The sequence below is a fragment of the Pseudomonas sp. B16(2017) genome, from assembly GCF_002113205.1.
GTDB lineage: Bacteria > Pseudomonadota > Gammaproteobacteria > Pseudomonadales > Pseudomonadaceae > Aquipseudomonas > Aquipseudomonas pharyngis.
In genome coordinates this window covers 255,765-269,973 of record NZ_NEKA01000003.1, presented here as the reverse complement: position 1 = coordinate 269,973, position 14,209 = coordinate 255,765, and the positions used below count along the sequence as shown (strand labels likewise).

Here is a 14,209-nt window from a genome sequence, read left to right as displayed (position 1 = left end):
TTGGGTGCATCGGTCGGTCGCAGACACCTTTCAAGGCACGCCGGGGCTGCTGGCGCGACGCTAAAAAGGCGCGGCAGTATACCGCGCCTCGGGGGCGGGCACATCTGCCGGGAGTCATTCGTTGGTCGCATGGCTGCAGGTTTTTGACGCCAAATACCCGGCCCGAAAATCAATGGTCATTTATCGCCTGCGCCACTAAAGTGGCAGCCGGTCTGTAGGGTAGGACACTCGGTCAGCCTCTTATCGCACGGTGAGTCAACGATTGACCCATAACGCCATTCAACGTCTTTTGCTCAAACGCTTCGCCCTCGCTGCAGCCACCTACGGATTGGCTTTGCTGCTGCTGTGGCTGGCGTATTTCACCGGTCACTACAACGATTCACTGGCCGGCGTCGCCGTCGGCAGTGCCCTGGTGGTGATCAGTCAGGCGGTCCTGTTCGCCCTGTTCTTTTCCGGCTGCAACCTGCGCTTTTCCGACCCTAGCCTGACCGAAGCCCAAGTGCTGCTGGGCCTTGGCTGGCAGACGTGGCTGATTGCTCATCTGGAGGAGGCCCGGGGCGAGTTTCTGGTTTTCTATGTGCTGGTCCTGCTGTTCGGCCTGTTCCATCTGTCACAGCGGGCGTTCGTACGCTGCGCGATGCTGGTGTTCTTCAGTTTTTGTGCCATCACGCTGTGGGACGGTTACCACTTCCGTCTGCACGATCCGGCGCTTTCCGCGTTGCAGGCCTGCATCCTGCTGATCGTGCTGGCCTGGCTGGTGATCTATGCGCGTTTCGTCCAGACCTCGCGCCAACGCATGCGTCAGCGCCGGTTCGCCCTGCAGGCGCATCAGGACACCCTGCGCGGGATGATGCGCCAACTCGAAGACCTTGTTGCCACCGACGAGCTGACCGGGCTGTTCAATCGCCGGCATTTCCTGCGTCTGGCCACCCGCGAGTTGAATGCGATGGAGCCCGACGTGGTGCACGGTCTGGCACTGATCGACCTCGACCACTTCAAACGCATCAACGACATTCACGGCCACGCCGCTGGCGATCAGGTGTTGCAAGCCTTCGCCGGAGTCGCCGGGGCCTGCCTGCGCGACGGCGACGTGCTGGCGCGTTATGGTGGTGAAGAATTCGTGGTGCTGCTGCCCGATTGCAACGCTGAAAGTCTGACTGCCTGTTGCGAACGCCTGCGCATCGCCTTCACGGACGTTGAACTGGTGGGCCTGAATGTGAAAAACCTGAGCCTGTCCGCCGGCATGACCCTGCTGGAACTGGGCGATGATCTGGACGACGCCTTGCAGCGCGCCGATCAGGCGCTGTACCGGGCCAAGCGTGACGGGCGTAACCGTTGCGCCGCCGCGTGGGAGAACATTGATGCCTGAACTGCGGGTCGGTGAACAACAGTGGTCGGTGGCGGCGGGCAGCAACCTGCTTGATGCCCTCAATCAGAACGGCGTGGCGGTGCCTTATAGCTGTCGCGCCGGCAGTTGCCATGCGTGTCTGGTGCAATGCGTGCAGGGTTTGCCCGCCGACAGTCGCCCCGATGCCCTGAGCGCCGAGCAGCGTGATCAGGGTTGGCGGCTGGCCTGTCAGTGCCAGGTGATCGAGGATTTGCAGGTGCACACCTTCGATCCCGTCACTGATGGTCGCCCGGCCACGGTCGAGGCGCTGGACTGGCTCGGCGACAGCGTGTTGCGTTTGCGCCTGATAACCCAGCGGCCGTTGCGCTACAGCGCCGGACAGCATCTGGTGCTGTGGGCAGGCCACATTGCGCGGCCGTATTCGCTGGCGAGCCTGCCGGAAGAAGACCGTTTTCTTGAATTCCATCTCGATTGCCGCCAGCCCGGTGAATTCAGCGATGCCGCGCGGCGCATGCAGATCGGTGATCCGATCCGCCTCGGCGAACTGCGTGGCGGCGCGCTGCATTACGACCCGGACTGGCACGACCGGCCGCTGTGGCTGCTGGCCGCCGGCACCGGGCTCGGCCCGTTGTTCGGCGTGTTGCGTGAGGCCTTGCGTCACGATCATCGGGGCGCCATCCGCGTCATTCACCTGGCCCATGATGCCGCCGGGCATTACCTGGCCAAACCCCTTGAGGCACTGGCCGCGCAGCGGGAAAACCTCAGCGTCGAGCTGTGGACGGCGGCCGAGTTGCCGGGCGCTTTGGCGCAACTGCGCCTTGTTTCCCGGCAAACCCTGGCCTTAGTCTGCGGCTCGACGGCCAGCGTCGACGCGTTTGCCAAGCGTCTGTTCCTGGCCGGACTGCCGCGCAATCAACTGCTGGCCGATGTCTTCCTGAGCCGTGGTTGAGCGCTGATTCTTCAGACGCGAGACACACCATGACCGACGCCATCCTGCTGCACCGCGAACGCGGTTTGCTGACCCTGCGCCTCAACCGCCCGGACAAGAAAAACGCCCTGACCCGGGCCATGTACAGCCAGTTGGCCGAAGCGCTCAAGCAAGCCAATCACGATCCCGAAATCAACGCCGTGCTGATCACCGGCAGCGCCGAGTGCTTCACCGCCGGCAACGACATCGCCGACTTCATCCAGCAACCACCGAGCGACCTCGATAGCCCGGTGTTTCACTTCATGCTCAACTTGCTTGAATGCCGTAAACCGGTGATCGCTGCCGTGGCCGGGGCGGCGGTGGGGATCGGCACGACGCTGTTGCTGCATTGTGATCTGGTGTATGTGGCGCGGGATGCGCGGTTGCGCATGCCGTTCGTCAATCTAGGGTTGTGCCCCGAGTTTGGCTCCAGCCTGATCCTGCCGCGCTTGCTCGGGCAGGCCAAAGCCTCGGAGTTGCTGCTGCTCGGTGAGAGCTTTACGGGTGAGCAAGCGGCGCAATGGGGCATCGCAACCGAGGCGCTGGGCAGTGGCGAAGCCGCGTTGGCCAAGGCGCGGGAGATGGCGTTGCGGTTTGACGAGCTGCCGGCCGAGGCGGTGCGCATCAGCAAGCAATTGATGCGCGCGCCGGATCGCGAGTTGATTCGCAAAGTGATCGAGGAGGAGGGCGCACTGTTCACCCAGCAACTGCGCTCGCCGGAGGCGTTGGCGGCGTTGACCGGGTTCATCAAACGGCATTGAGATATCCGCCGACCGCTCCGCGCATCGATCGCCCCCGCACTCCGCGCATCGACCGCGGCCACACTGCGCGCACGGACCGCCGCCGCACTCCGCGCACCGATCGTTCCCACGCTCCGCGTGGGAATGCAGCCCGGGACGCTCCACGTCCCATGCCGAAGCGGACGCGGAGCGTCCATTGAGGCATTCCCACGCAGAGCGTGGGAACGATCAACGTAGTAACGATCAACACTCCTGAAATGAAAAAGCCCCGCCATTCAAATGGCGGGGCTTTTCGTTTTCAGCAGCCGGTCACTCAGACCTGCGGATCGCCCACATGCAGGATCTTCATGCCGTTGGTGCCGCCGGTGGTGTGGTAGCTGTCGCCCTTGGTCAGGATGACCCAGTCGCCTTTCTCCACTACGCCGCGCTTGACCAGTTCGTCGATGGCTTTCTGGCTGACTTCGTTCGGTGCCAGCGAAGCCGGGTCGAACGGTACGGTGTACACGCCACGGAACATTGCCGCGCGAGCCTGGGCTTCTCGGTGCGGGGTGAAGCAGTAGATCGGCACCGAGGAGCGGATACGCGACATGATCAGCGGGGTGTAGCCGCTTTCGGTCAGTGCGATGATCGCCTTGACGCCCGGGAAGTGGTTGGCGGTGTACATGGTCGCCAGCGCGATGCTTTCGTCGCAGCGCTCGAATTCCTTGCCGATACGGTGGCTGGAGGTCTTGCTGGTCGGGTGCTTTTCAGCGCCGACACAGATGCGCGCCATCGCCTGCACGGCTTCCAGCGGATAAGCGCCGGCAGCGGACTCGGCAGACAGCATCACGGCGTCGGTGTAGTCGAGCACGGCGTTGGCCACGTCGGACACTTCGGCGCGGGTCGGCATCGGGTTCTGGATCATCGACTCCATCATCTGGGTCGCCACGATCACCGCCTTGTTGTGGCGGCGTGCGTGCAGAATGATTTTCTTCTGGATGCCCACCAGCTCGGCGTCGCCGATTTCCACACCGAGGTCACCACGGGCAACCATCACTGCGTCGGAAGCCTTGATCAGACCGTCGAGGGTTTCGTCGTCGGCCACGGCTTCGGCGCGTTCGATCTTCGCCACCAGCCAGGCGGTGCCGCCGGCTTCGTCGCGCAGTTGACGGGCGTAGTTCATGTCGGCGGCGTCACGCGGGAAGGACACGGCGAGGTAGTCGACTTCCATTTCAGCGGCGAGCTTGATGTCGGCCTTGTCTTTTTCAGTCAGGGCCGGCGCGGTCAGGCCGCCACCGCGACGGTTGATGCCTTTGTGGTCGGACAGCGGGCCGCCGATGGTCACGACGCAGTTAAGCTCGGTCGCGGTGGCGGTTTCAACGCGCATCACCACGCGGCCGTCGTCGAGCAGCAGCTCGTCGCCCACGCCGCAGTCCTTGACCAGGTCCGGGTAGTCGATGCCGACCACTTGCTGGTTGCCTTCGGTCAGCGGATGGCTGGTGGAGAAGGTGAACTGGTCACCGATCTTCAGCTCGATGCGCTTGTTGGCGAATTTGGCGATACGGATTTTCGGGCCTTGCAGGTCACCCAGCAGGGCGACGAAGCGACCGTGCTTGGCCGCGAGGTCACGCACCAGCTTCGCGCGAGCCTTGTGCTCGTCGGGGGTGCCGTGGGAGAAGTTCAGACGGGCGACGTCCAGGCCAGCCAGAATCAGCTGTTCGAGAACTTCCGGCGAGTTACTGGCCGGGCCAAGGGTAGCGACGATTTTGGTACGACGGACGGACATGCAAAGACTCCTCAGGTTCAAGCGCCAGCGAAGGCTACTATGCTCGAAGGGTGTAGTCATTGTTCGTTTGCACTACTTAATACTTTCTTTATTGAACACGGCAACTTTGGGACAAACGCGCCTGAAGATTTCCGACCAGGGGTCGATACAGAGCACAAGACAGGAGAACCCCCATGCGATTCGTGCCCATTGCCGCCCTTGCCCTCAGCGTCCTCGCCGCTTCGGGCTGCACCCGTTGGTCGATGAACCATCATTTGAACAACGCCTACAGCGCCTATGACCGGGGCAATTGCGAGCAGGTGATGCTTGAACTGTCCAAGGTCGAACGCGCCAGCCGCGCCCGCCCTTATGTGTGGCCGGAAGTGTCGATGATGCGCGGCCAGTGCCTCGAACGGCAGAAAATGTTCGTCGATGCGGCGCAGACCTATCAGTTCATCATCGCCTCGTACCCCAACAGCGAATACGCCTACCGCGCCCGCGCGCGTCTGGAAACCCTGCAGAGCTTGGGTCACTACCCGACGCGCAGCGCTGCCGCCGTGGTACGTCCAACCCGGTTCTGATGGCGGTTGCCATACAAAAGCTGGCTGCTTGTATAGGGTGAGCTATAGTCGAATGACACCGGTGCAGATCGATATCTGTACCGGCGCAACACCTGCGACTGGCATGAGATGCGCGTAGCGAGCGCCACACCGGGTGCGGGGAGAGCGAACCTGACGCACAGGTCCGTTCCGAAGCGAGAGTGCGGCTCTGTAATGGAGCCTTGCATGGCGAATTGCTTATGTTTACCGACCGTCGAATCGAACGGCATCAGCTGCCGTATTTTCTGCGAGTATTCAACAGCGTCACCGACAAACCCATCGGCTTTCTGGGCAACGTGTCCGAAGACGGTTTGATGCTCATCAGCCAGTTGCCGATGATGATCGGTGCCGAGTTCAACCTGCGCCTGAAAATTCCCTTGGGCGAGGGCTGTCAGCAGGTCATCGACCTCACCGCGTGCTGCCTGTGGTGCCACGAAGACGCGACCCCCCGACACTACGACGCCGGCTTCAGCCTGTACCGGACGCCGCCCGAGTATGGGCAACTGGTCGAGGCGTTGAAGCAGTACTTCAGCTTTCAGCCGTTGCCGGCCTCGGCTTGAAAACCAAAAGGGCCACAACCTGCCGAAGGTTGTGGCCCTTTTTCTTACTCGTTTATCGCAATCGCCCGTTCGTTATCCAGTGTCTTCTCCACCAGCAACAACCCCAATTCACTCAACTGATAGATCGCCATCGCCAGATGCCGCGGCTTGTCGTCCAGGCTGTCGGCCAGATCCAGCAACAGAATGCTGACCGAGGAAAAGGTTTCGTAGGTCTGGATGGCGATGGCTTCCGGGTTGATGTCCGGATCGACTTTGAACATCTGCATGCCACGATCCACGGAGTTGCGTGATTTTTCAGCTTTGGGGTTGAGGTAAAAGTCGAGGGCCCGATGGGCCGCGTCGTGGAGTTTTTTTGAATCGACGGAGGCGTAGGGGGAGACCGGATCGGTTTGATCAGTCTTGTCAGTTGGATCGATATCCGAAGGCGGATTTGGTGTAGCTTTGAACATACCTAACTTCCTAATAAGTTGGGCTGTTACCGCTTCGCGACTAAACGAGGGGGTGGCAGCTGTAAGCAGGTTAGTCGACCGGGGAAGTAGGCTTTTCCGGCGTGCCCGGGGGCACCCTGCTCACAGCCACCATCGAGTGCAGGGATAGGGAATACCCGACTGGACGATGCGTTTGCAAACCTATCTTACCTCGGGCGACTAAACCCGGCCGCTGATTGGCAGCGACGGGGATCAAGTTACGGGGCAACGCCAAGGTGCACAAGCCGGCGGATTCGCGCTTACATGTAGGCAAAAGCGTCACGTGTTGTAGCCTCAATTCCACCGTTTTTTTGTTGTCCACAAAAAGTGAGAGAACAACAGTTTTGCATCTCTTTTGAAGGTTTTTGCACGTGGGGCAGAGCTAGTGTAGTCGTAGGCAAAGGGAGTTTTCTTGAGAACCGAGCTGTAAGAAAACCCCCAGTTAATTATTGGTTCTAGAGGACACGAACCGTAGAAGAAATACATCGAAAGATCTTGGAGACATAGGCGAAAGTCCGAAAGCTTTAGCTGGGACGTTTTCCTTTCAGCTTGGCCAAACCTTGATTGATGAAGCCAGCGTTTTCTCCGATTGTAAAAAGTGCTTCTCGGACGTTGTTTCCGGTATCCACCATTCCCTGTGCTTCGACCAGGAGTACTAATTCCATTAGAGCGGCTTCCAAGCCGAGTTGATTCTGATACATCCTTTCCAACACGTCTGATAGAGAGTATTGAACGGCCATTCTTAGGCTCCTTTTTGCAAAAAAACAAGCATAGCAGTGGCATCTGCGAGTGTTAGTTGGCTAGCGATTTCTACTCGACTGGTGAGATGCATCAGCTTGTGATGCTCCTCGGGTGAACTGAGCCAGCTTATTGTTTAGAGCTTTTGATTTTTCGTAGTTTTAATCTGGCCTTCCCGTGTGAATTTCACAATGTGTTAGCAGAGTGCTCCAGATTTTTTCCAGCTCAGATACCGCGAAATTACGTCTGTACTCAATTCACTTGGGGGGGCATCTATCACTTGCACTCCTTGGGCACTCAATTTTTCATGGAGCACCGATCGGGCGTTCAGGTAATCCACTGTTGCGCAGTATTCAAGCGCTTGCTCAATCGTTTGCACCTGCGAATGCCGTCTATCTTCAAGCGTGCTTTCACGCAGGCTGGCCACGAGTACTTGATGCTGTTGGCTTAATTGTCTGACGGCGTTCAGCAATTCCTCATCATCCTTATCCCGCACATTCGTCACCAACACCACCAGCGCCCGACGCTTCTGCCTCGCCAGCAACTGATTTACCGCCGCCGGATAATCCGCCGAACGCCGCGTGCTATCCAGGTCATAAACACCGTTGAGCAACACCTTGAGCTGCCCCGCACCTTTGACCGGTGCAATGAACCGCGGCTGATCGCTGGCGAAGGTGGACAAGCCCACCGCATCCCCCTGTCGCAAGGCCACATAACTCAACAGCAGACACGCATTCAGTGCATGGTCGAAGTGCGACAGCTCCCCATCCTGACTGCGCATCTGTCGCCCGCAATCGAGCATGAAAATGATCTGTTGATCGCGCTCGTCTTCGTACTCCCGGGCAATCGGTGTGCGGTGGCGGGCGGTGGCTTTCCAGTCGATCTGACGCAGGCTGTCGCCTTCGCGAAATTCCCTGAGCTGATGGAATTCCATTCCCAGGCCACGACGCTGGCGCTGACGCACGCCGAGCTGGCTGAGCCAGTTGTCGACCGCCAGCAACTGGCCGCCGTAGAGGCGGGCGAAGTCGGGGTAGACGCGGGTGTGGTCGGTGATGGTCAGCAGGCGTTTGCCGGACCACAGGCCGAAGGGGCTCGGCAGGTTGAGTTCGCAGGTTTCGAAGGTGTAGTGGCCGCGTTTGAGCGGGCGCAGGCGATAGCCGATCAGGCTGCGCTGGCCGGGTTGCAGCTCGGTGGAGAGCGGCAGGTTTTCGTAGCCGAGGCTGTCGGGTACGTGGTCGAAGATTTGAATGGCCAGTGGCTGGTCGAGCTCGTGTTCGACTTCCAGCCGGATATCGCTCCAGCGACCGAGGGCCAGGCTGCCGGGCACCTGTCGTTGCACGCGGGGCGAGGGCAGACGCTTGAGACGCAGCGCGTCCAGCAGGCTCAGCGCAAACAGCGCCAGCAACAAACCCCAGTTGATCGACAACAGGCTCGATGGCACTTCCACATCCAGCGCCTGCAACGCGCCCAGCACAATGCCGATGGCCAGCAGGATCGCCAGCCAGACCAACAGCAGGCGCGAGGGTTTCACAGGCGCGGCGCCGGGATCTGGTCAAGCAGTTGCTGAAGGACTTGATCGACTTGCAGGCCTTCGATGTCCAGCTCTGGCGCGAGGCGTACGCGGTGGCGCAACACCGCCAGTGCGCAGCCCTTGATGTCGTCGGGAATCACGAATTCACCACCGCGCAGCAAGGCCCGGGCGCGGGCACAGCGCACCAGTGCAATGGAGGCGCGTGGCCCGGCGCCTAGGCTCAGCCCCGGCCAGGTGCGGGTGCTGCGCGCCAGACGCACGGCGTAATCGAGCACCTGATCGTCCAGCGGCAAATCGCTGGCGATGCGTTGCAGGGCTTGCACGTCCTTGGCCTGCAACACGGTGCGCAGCGGTTGCACATCGAGCATGTCGGCACGGGTCGAGCGGCTGACCTGCCGCACCATGTCCAGCTCCTGATCGGCGTCGGGGTAATCCATGCGCACCTTGAGCATGAAGCGATCAAGCTCGGCTTCCGGCAGCGGATAGGTGCCTTCCTGTTCGATCGGGTTCTGCGTGGCGAGCACCATGAATGGCTGGGCAATCGGCAGGGCCCGGCCTTCGAGGGTGACCTGACGTTCCTGCATCGCTTCGAGCAGGGCGGCTTGGGTCTTGGCCGGGGCGCGGTTGATCTCGTCGGCCAGCAGCAGGTTGGTGAACAGCGGGCCCTTGCGCAGTTTGAACTGCTCGGTTTGCAGGTCGTAGACCGCGTGGCCGGTGACGTCGCTGGGCATCAGGTCCGGGGTGAACTGAATGCGCGCGAACTCGCCGCCGAAGCACTTCGCCAGGGCGCGTACCAACAGGGTTTTGCCGAGGCCAGGAACGCCTTCGAGCAGCACATGGCCGCCGGCGATCAGCGCGGTCAGCACATCGTCGATCACCGGGTTCTGGCCGATCAGCGCTTTTTGCAATTCGCCGCGCACGGCCTGGGCCAACTGGCTGGCGCGCTGGCGTTGCTGGGCCACGTGGCTGGGCGAGCCGGGTTCGATGTGTTCGGTCATAGCGTGTTCCTCAAGGCTTGCAGGTGGGCGACCTGACGGCAGAATTCGGCGCTGGACAGGCGCCGCTTCGGTGCCGGGCTCAGGGCCTGGCTGATGGCACGGGTCGGTTGGCGGGTCAGGCGCGACAGCACCAGCCATTGTTCGGCGACATTCAGTTGGTCGAAACCGGGATGTCGATGACGGGCGCGGCGCAGAACGTCCTGCTGCAACGCTTGCAGCAAGGTCTGCTGGCCGTTGTGACGCAGGATGAAATCGGCACTGGCGCGCAGGTGTTCCATCAACTGACGACGACCACTCGGAGACGGCGCCTGCACCGGGCCGTGACGCACGCCGACATGCCACAGCCACAGACCGATCAACGCCAGCAGGGCGACGATGGCTTGCGGGAAATAACGCCAGAGCAGGGTCAGCAGACTGTCGTGTTCAGTGTTGTACAACAAGGTCACGGCCGTGTCGGCGCTCAAATACCAGAGCAGCCAGGCATTGTCGTGTTGCGCAATGGCCGGGGTTTTCCACAGATCGGCATCGGTGACCACGGTGATCGTGCCGAGGCCGAAAGCCAGTTGCATCATGTGCGTGGCTTTCGCGCTGTTGGCCCAGGCCTGGGCGAGGTTTTTCGGGTCCTCGAGATGGAAGGCGGTGTCGAATCCGGCGTAGGCGGGTGCGTCCTCGTCTTCCAGATAGAGTTTGGTCAGATTCGGGAAGGGGTCTTCGGCGTTATCCGGCGGCGGATCCTTGAGATCCTTGCTGAAGAGTTGATGCAGTTGCACGCGGTCGAGCAGCAGGTCGTTGCTCTGGCCGGTCTTTTCATCCCAGATCGACTCGGCGACAAACACCAGCCTTCCGCCGGCCCGGGCCCAGTTCAGAACCTGGTCGACCTGACGTGGAGTCATTTTCGAGCGGTCGTTGAACATCAGCAGCGTGTGCTGGCGGGGATCGATGCCGGGCAATACGGCGAGGCTTTCGGCATGACTGACGTCGATCCCGCGCTCGCGCAGAAACATCTCCGCCGCCAGATAAGGATTGGCTTGTGCGGCGGGGGACGGGCCGTGATCGACTTCGGCCTGGTACGGCGTGGCCTTGAGGTACAGATAAATGCCCAGCGCACCGAGCAGGGCGACGATCAACGCGCCGCCCAAAAGCCAGAGTGCGCGCCGGTTCAACGGGCAACTCCGTGGCCGAACAGGGACCGCCAGCCATCACACAATTCCTGTTGCAGATGTGCCGCCGGTACGCGGTGCCCGTAGGCCATGTTCTGCCAGTGAGCGGTGAGGTGACGGCTATAAGTGAGCAGATCCGGGCGCTGCAACTGTTCGATCCGGGCCAGCACTTCGCTTTCGGTGTCGGCGGGTTTCAAGCTCAGGTTGAAGTCGTGCAATAGATGACTGAGCAATGCCCGGTACAGCAGACCCAGTGCCGCGCGCGGCTCGGTTTTCCAGAGTTGTTCCGCGTGGCTGGCGATGTCATCTGGCAGGCTTTCCTTTTGCAGGTCCAGACCGAAGGCCTGTTGCGGCAAGGGTCTTTTGTTCGGTTCGGGCAAGCGCGGACGACGGCCGACGAACGTTTGCAGAAGATCCCGATAACGCCAGACCAGCCAACCGAGTCCGGCGATCACCGCGCCCCACAGCACGACTTCGATCGCCTTGGCCAGGCCGTCGAGGTGTCGGCCGTCCAGCCAGCCAAGCAGGGTTTTCAACCATTGCGGTGCCTCGCCTTCCCTGGTTTTTTCGGCAGCAGCGGGATCTTCGCCGAAGCGATAACGGGTGACGGTTTCCTTGTTCTTGAACGGCGGTTGTTCGAGCAAGGCCTTGATGCTGTCGCGTGATGCCTCGCTGGTCAGTGGCTGGTTCAACAGACGCGGTGCATCCGGAGCTTTGGCAGGCTCGGCAGCCCAGGCTGATGGCAACCCCGGCAACAGCAGACACACCGCCAGCAGCAAGCCGATTGCGCTGCTGTTCAAACGCTGGCGCAAGCGGCGGAACACCAGTTCGATGTCCCACGCTTCGAGGACGGTGCGGCGGTTCAGATACAGGCTGAACCCGCAGGCGACATACACCGGTCCCCAGATCACCAGGATCAACGCATAGAACGCATTGGTCAGATGCTCCAGCCAGCGCCATTCGTAGTCGGCCGCGAAGATCAGGCTTTGCCAGTCCCAATCGGTTTCGACCTGTTGCGGCAGCAGCAGATAGAACAACACCATCAGGCCGATCCACAGCGCCGTTTCCAGATGCACGCCGATGATCGTCAGCCATTGCGCGGCGCCGGCATTGCGTTGCAGCAGCACCTGTAAACGCTGTTGGCGAGCGGTGCCGTCGAGGCCTTCGAGTTGCAGCACGGGCAGCAGGAAGCTGCGGCTCAGGCTGAAGCGACGCCAGGTCAGGCTGGCGAGCAGTTGCGGCTTGAGCAGGCGCGGCCATTGGCGCAAGGTCTGTTTCAAGGTGGGTGTTTCGCCGAACAGTGCCTTGGACAGGATGTACAGCGGCAAACGCTCGTACGCCGGTTTCAGCCACCAGAAGATGAACACGGCAAGTGACGGTGAATCCCACAGCAACAGGCTGAGCACCGCGAACAGCGGCAGGGTGACGATCGCCCAACTGGTCATCAGCAGACGCCGGTGCTGCTGACTCATGAGCACGCCCAGGTCCATCGCCTCCCAGGTGGTACGCGGACGGATCGCCACGGTTGCGTCACTCAGGCGCATGGCGGGACCTTCCGGCGAACAGCAGATAGAGCGCCACGCACAGCCAGAGCCCGGCGCCGACCAGGTATTTGGTCTGCGGCGAAACCCCGGTGCGCGATGACCAATAGGCTTCGATAAACGCCGCGATCAACAGAAACAGCATCACGCCGCAGATCAGCAGGATGCTCTGGCGCGCCGCAATCTGCAGGGCTTCGATTCGTGTCAGGCGTCCCGGCGCGATCAACGCCCAACCCAGTTTCAGTCCTGCCGCACCGGCCAGGGCGATGGCGCTGAGTTCGAACGCACCGTGTCCGATCACGAATGACCAGAAGGTCTGGCCGAAGCCAATCTCGCTCAAGTGTCCGGCCACCGCGCCGATGATCAACCCGTTGTAGAACAGGAAAAACGCACTGCCCACTCCCAGCAGCAAACCGCTGGCGAAGGTCTGAAAGGCGATGCCGATGTTGTGCATGATGTAGTAGCCGAACATCACCCAGTCTTCGCTCGCCGCGCGTTCGGCCGAACGCCCGAGATGGCCAGCGGCGGGGTCGTACATGCTCTGCATCTCGCGCACCTGATCGGCGGGAATCAGGTTGTAGATCAATTCGGGACTCAGATACACCAGCATCCCGAAACCGATCAGGCTGCCGAAGAACAGCAGGGCGGCGGCCAGCACGAAGCGCCATTCTGCGCGGACTAATCGTGGAAAACCGGCCAGGATGAAACCCAGCACGTTAGCGCCGAGCTGGCTGCGATGACGGTAGAGCTGTTGATGGCCGCGCAGTACTTGCTGTTGCAGGGAGTCGACGAGAAAACTGCTGTAGCCACGGTCCTGCGCCAGGGCCAGATGCTGGCAGAGTCGGCGATAAGCCTTGGGAAATTCCGCGACCTGCGAGGTGTCCTTGCCCCGTTCCAGACGTTCGAGGGCGAGGCTGAAACGCTCCCATTCGGCCTTGTGGCGGGATTCGAAAAGGCTTTGCTTCATGTCGGCCCCAACAGGCCGCGAGCGATGCCGTTGAGTTCACCGACTGCTTTCGGCGCACTGATGTGCAGCGGCTGGGCCAGCAAGGCAGCGAGTTCGTTGACCCGCGCCGTCGACAGTTCGGCCTGGCGCTCGGCGAAGGCGAGCAGGGCGCGTTGTTCAGTCAGGGTCAGCGGGATCGGCGAACGACGGGGTTCGGCATCGGGCAAGTGCGGACGCTTGAGAGGGCGTTCGCTGTAGATCACCAGCGTGCCGGCCGCGATGTCGCCGAGGCGTTTGAAGGTCGGGTGTTGCAGGCAACTGATCGCACCGAGGAAATAGCCGAACGGCATCAGGTCGACAAAACGCAGCAGGTTGCGCAGCAGCGAAGCCGACCAGCCGACCGGCGTGCCATCGTCGTGCACCACTCGCAAGCCCATCCATTGCTTGCCCGGCGAACGGCCTTGACGCAGTACTTCGAACAACACCATGTACCACCAGCTCACCACGAACAGCAGCAGTGAGCCCAGGCCGATGCCAAGCTTGCCGAGCAGCGCCAGCAACATGAGCAGCAGGCCCAGGATCAGCCCGCGCAACCCCAGATCAATGGTGAACGCCACGGCGCGCACCATCAGGCCGGCGGGACGCAGCGGCAGGTCGATGCCTTCCGGCGTTTCGACCTGGTGCCGCGTGTCCAGTGGCGGGGCCAGCGGTGCTTTCCTTGGCGGTGCTGTGGTCTCGAGCATGGGCTACCTGATGTTGCCGGATCGGGATGCAAGTGCGTCCGATGCTAGCAGCCTCTCGGGGGGAAACGACATAACTATGTCATACACATCCTTCAACCAAAGGTGACTGAATGATGCGGTGCTGGCC

14 protein-coding genes are annotated in these 14,209 nt (G+C 61.3%); 5 read left to right on the top strand and 9 right to left on the bottom strand.

Annotated features, from left to right (window positions below; genetic code table 11):
• Positions 1 to 262 precede the first annotated feature (262 nt).
• From CAG25_RS06555 to CAG25_RS06545, 3 genes are read left to right on the top strand one after another with little or no spacing between them, the layout of a single operon-like run.
• Entirely contained in the window at positions 263 to 1,369 is a 1,107-nt protein-coding gene (locus tag CAG25_RS06555; RefSeq protein WP_085610830.1) for a diguanylate cyclase, read from the top strand.
• Positions 1,362 to 2,297: an iron-sulfur-binding ferredoxin reductase gene (locus CAG25_RS06550; protein ID WP_085610829.1), complete on the top strand. Its 936-nt coding sequence runs from the start codon at positions 1,362 to 1,364 to the stop codon at positions 2,295 to 2,297. Before CAG25_RS06555 ends, CAG25_RS06550 begins: the two co-directional genes overlap by 8 nt.
• 29 nt (positions 2,298 to 2,326) lie before the next feature.
• Positions 2,327 to 3,076 (top strand): enoyl-CoA hydratase-related protein, encoded by a 750-nt coding sequence (locus CAG25_RS06545; protein WP_085610828.1) that lies wholly within the window; start codon positions 2,327 to 2,329, stop codon positions 3,074 to 3,076.
• 292 nt (positions 3,077 to 3,368) lie between these two features.
• Here CAG25_RS06545 and pyk read toward each other — a convergent pair whose 3' ends face one another.
• Positions 3,369 to 4,820, bottom strand: a complete 1,452-nt coding sequence (gene pyk, locus CAG25_RS06540; protein WP_007951250.1) for a pyruvate kinase — start codon at positions 4,818 to 4,820, stop codon at positions 3,369 to 3,371.
• Between the two features lie 173 nt (positions 4,821 to 4,993).
• On the opposite strand from pyk, the gene CAG25_RS06535 reads away from it, so the two are divergent.
• Positions 4,994 to 5,380 carry a tol-pal system YbgF family protein gene (locus tag CAG25_RS06535; RefSeq protein ID WP_011335675.1) on the top strand — a complete coding sequence of 129 codons (387 nt, stop codon included), beginning with the start codon at positions 4,994 to 4,996 and terminating at the stop codon, positions 5,378 to 5,380.
• Between the two features lie 218 nt (positions 5,381 to 5,598).
• The gene (locus tag CAG25_RS06530) at positions 5,599 to 5,958 is read left to right on the top strand and encodes a PilZ domain-containing protein (RefSeq protein WP_007951248.1); all 360 of its coding nucleotides are present in this window, start codon (positions 5,599 to 5,601) and stop codon (positions 5,956 to 5,958) included.
• A gap of 44 nt (positions 5,959 to 6,002) precedes the next feature.
• On the opposite strand, the gene CAG25_RS06525 is transcribed toward CAG25_RS06530, so the two are convergent.
• From CAG25_RS06525 to CAG25_RS06490, 8 genes are all read right to left on the bottom strand, one after another.
• On the bottom strand, positions 6,003 to 6,407 hold the full coding sequence (locus CAG25_RS06525) for a DUF6124 family protein (RefSeq protein WP_011335674.1): 405 nt from the start codon (positions 6,405 to 6,407) through the stop codon (positions 6,003 to 6,005).
• A gap of 542 nt (positions 6,408 to 6,949) precedes the next feature.
• Positions 6,950 to 7,165: a hypothetical protein gene (locus CAG25_RS06520; protein WP_041475416.1), complete on the bottom strand. Its 216-nt coding sequence runs from the start codon at positions 7,163 to 7,165 to the stop codon at positions 6,950 to 6,952.
• Between the two features lie 194 nt (positions 7,166 to 7,359).
• Positions 7,360 to 8,694 carry a DUF58 domain-containing protein gene (locus CAG25_RS06515; RefSeq protein ID WP_085610827.1) on the bottom strand — a complete coding sequence of 445 codons (1,335 nt, stop codon included), beginning with the start codon at positions 8,692 to 8,694 and terminating at the stop codon, positions 7,360 to 7,362.
• The gene (locus CAG25_RS06510) at positions 8,691 to 9,692 is read right to left on the bottom strand and encodes a MoxR family ATPase (RefSeq protein WP_085610826.1); all 1,002 of its coding nucleotides are present in this window, start codon (positions 9,690 to 9,692) and stop codon (positions 8,691 to 8,693) included. The genes CAG25_RS06515 and CAG25_RS06510 overlap by 4 nt, the downstream gene beginning before the upstream one ends.
• On the bottom strand, positions 9,689 to 10,855 hold the full coding sequence (locus tag CAG25_RS06505) for a DUF4350 domain-containing protein (RefSeq protein ID WP_085610825.1): 1,167 nt from the start codon (positions 10,853 to 10,855) through the stop codon (positions 9,689 to 9,691). The genes CAG25_RS06510 and CAG25_RS06505 overlap by 4 nt, the downstream gene beginning before the upstream one ends.
• Positions 10,852 to 12,396, bottom strand: a complete 1,545-nt coding sequence (locus tag CAG25_RS06500) for a DUF4129 domain-containing protein (protein ID WP_085610824.1) — start codon at positions 12,394 to 12,396, stop codon at positions 10,852 to 10,854. Before CAG25_RS06500 ends, CAG25_RS06505 begins: the two co-directional genes overlap by 4 nt.
• The gene (locus tag CAG25_RS06495; protein WP_085610977.1) at positions 12,383 to 13,360 is read right to left on the bottom strand and encodes a stage II sporulation protein M; all 978 of its coding nucleotides are present in this window, start codon (positions 13,358 to 13,360) and stop codon (positions 12,383 to 12,385) included. Before CAG25_RS06495 ends, CAG25_RS06500 begins: the two co-directional genes overlap by 14 nt.
• On the bottom strand, positions 13,357 to 14,082 hold the full coding sequence (locus tag CAG25_RS06490) for an RDD family protein (RefSeq protein WP_085610823.1): 726 nt from the start codon (positions 14,080 to 14,082) through the stop codon (positions 13,357 to 13,359). The genes CAG25_RS06495 and CAG25_RS06490 overlap by 4 nt, the downstream gene beginning before the upstream one ends.
• Positions 14,083 to 14,209 lie beyond the last annotated feature (127 nt).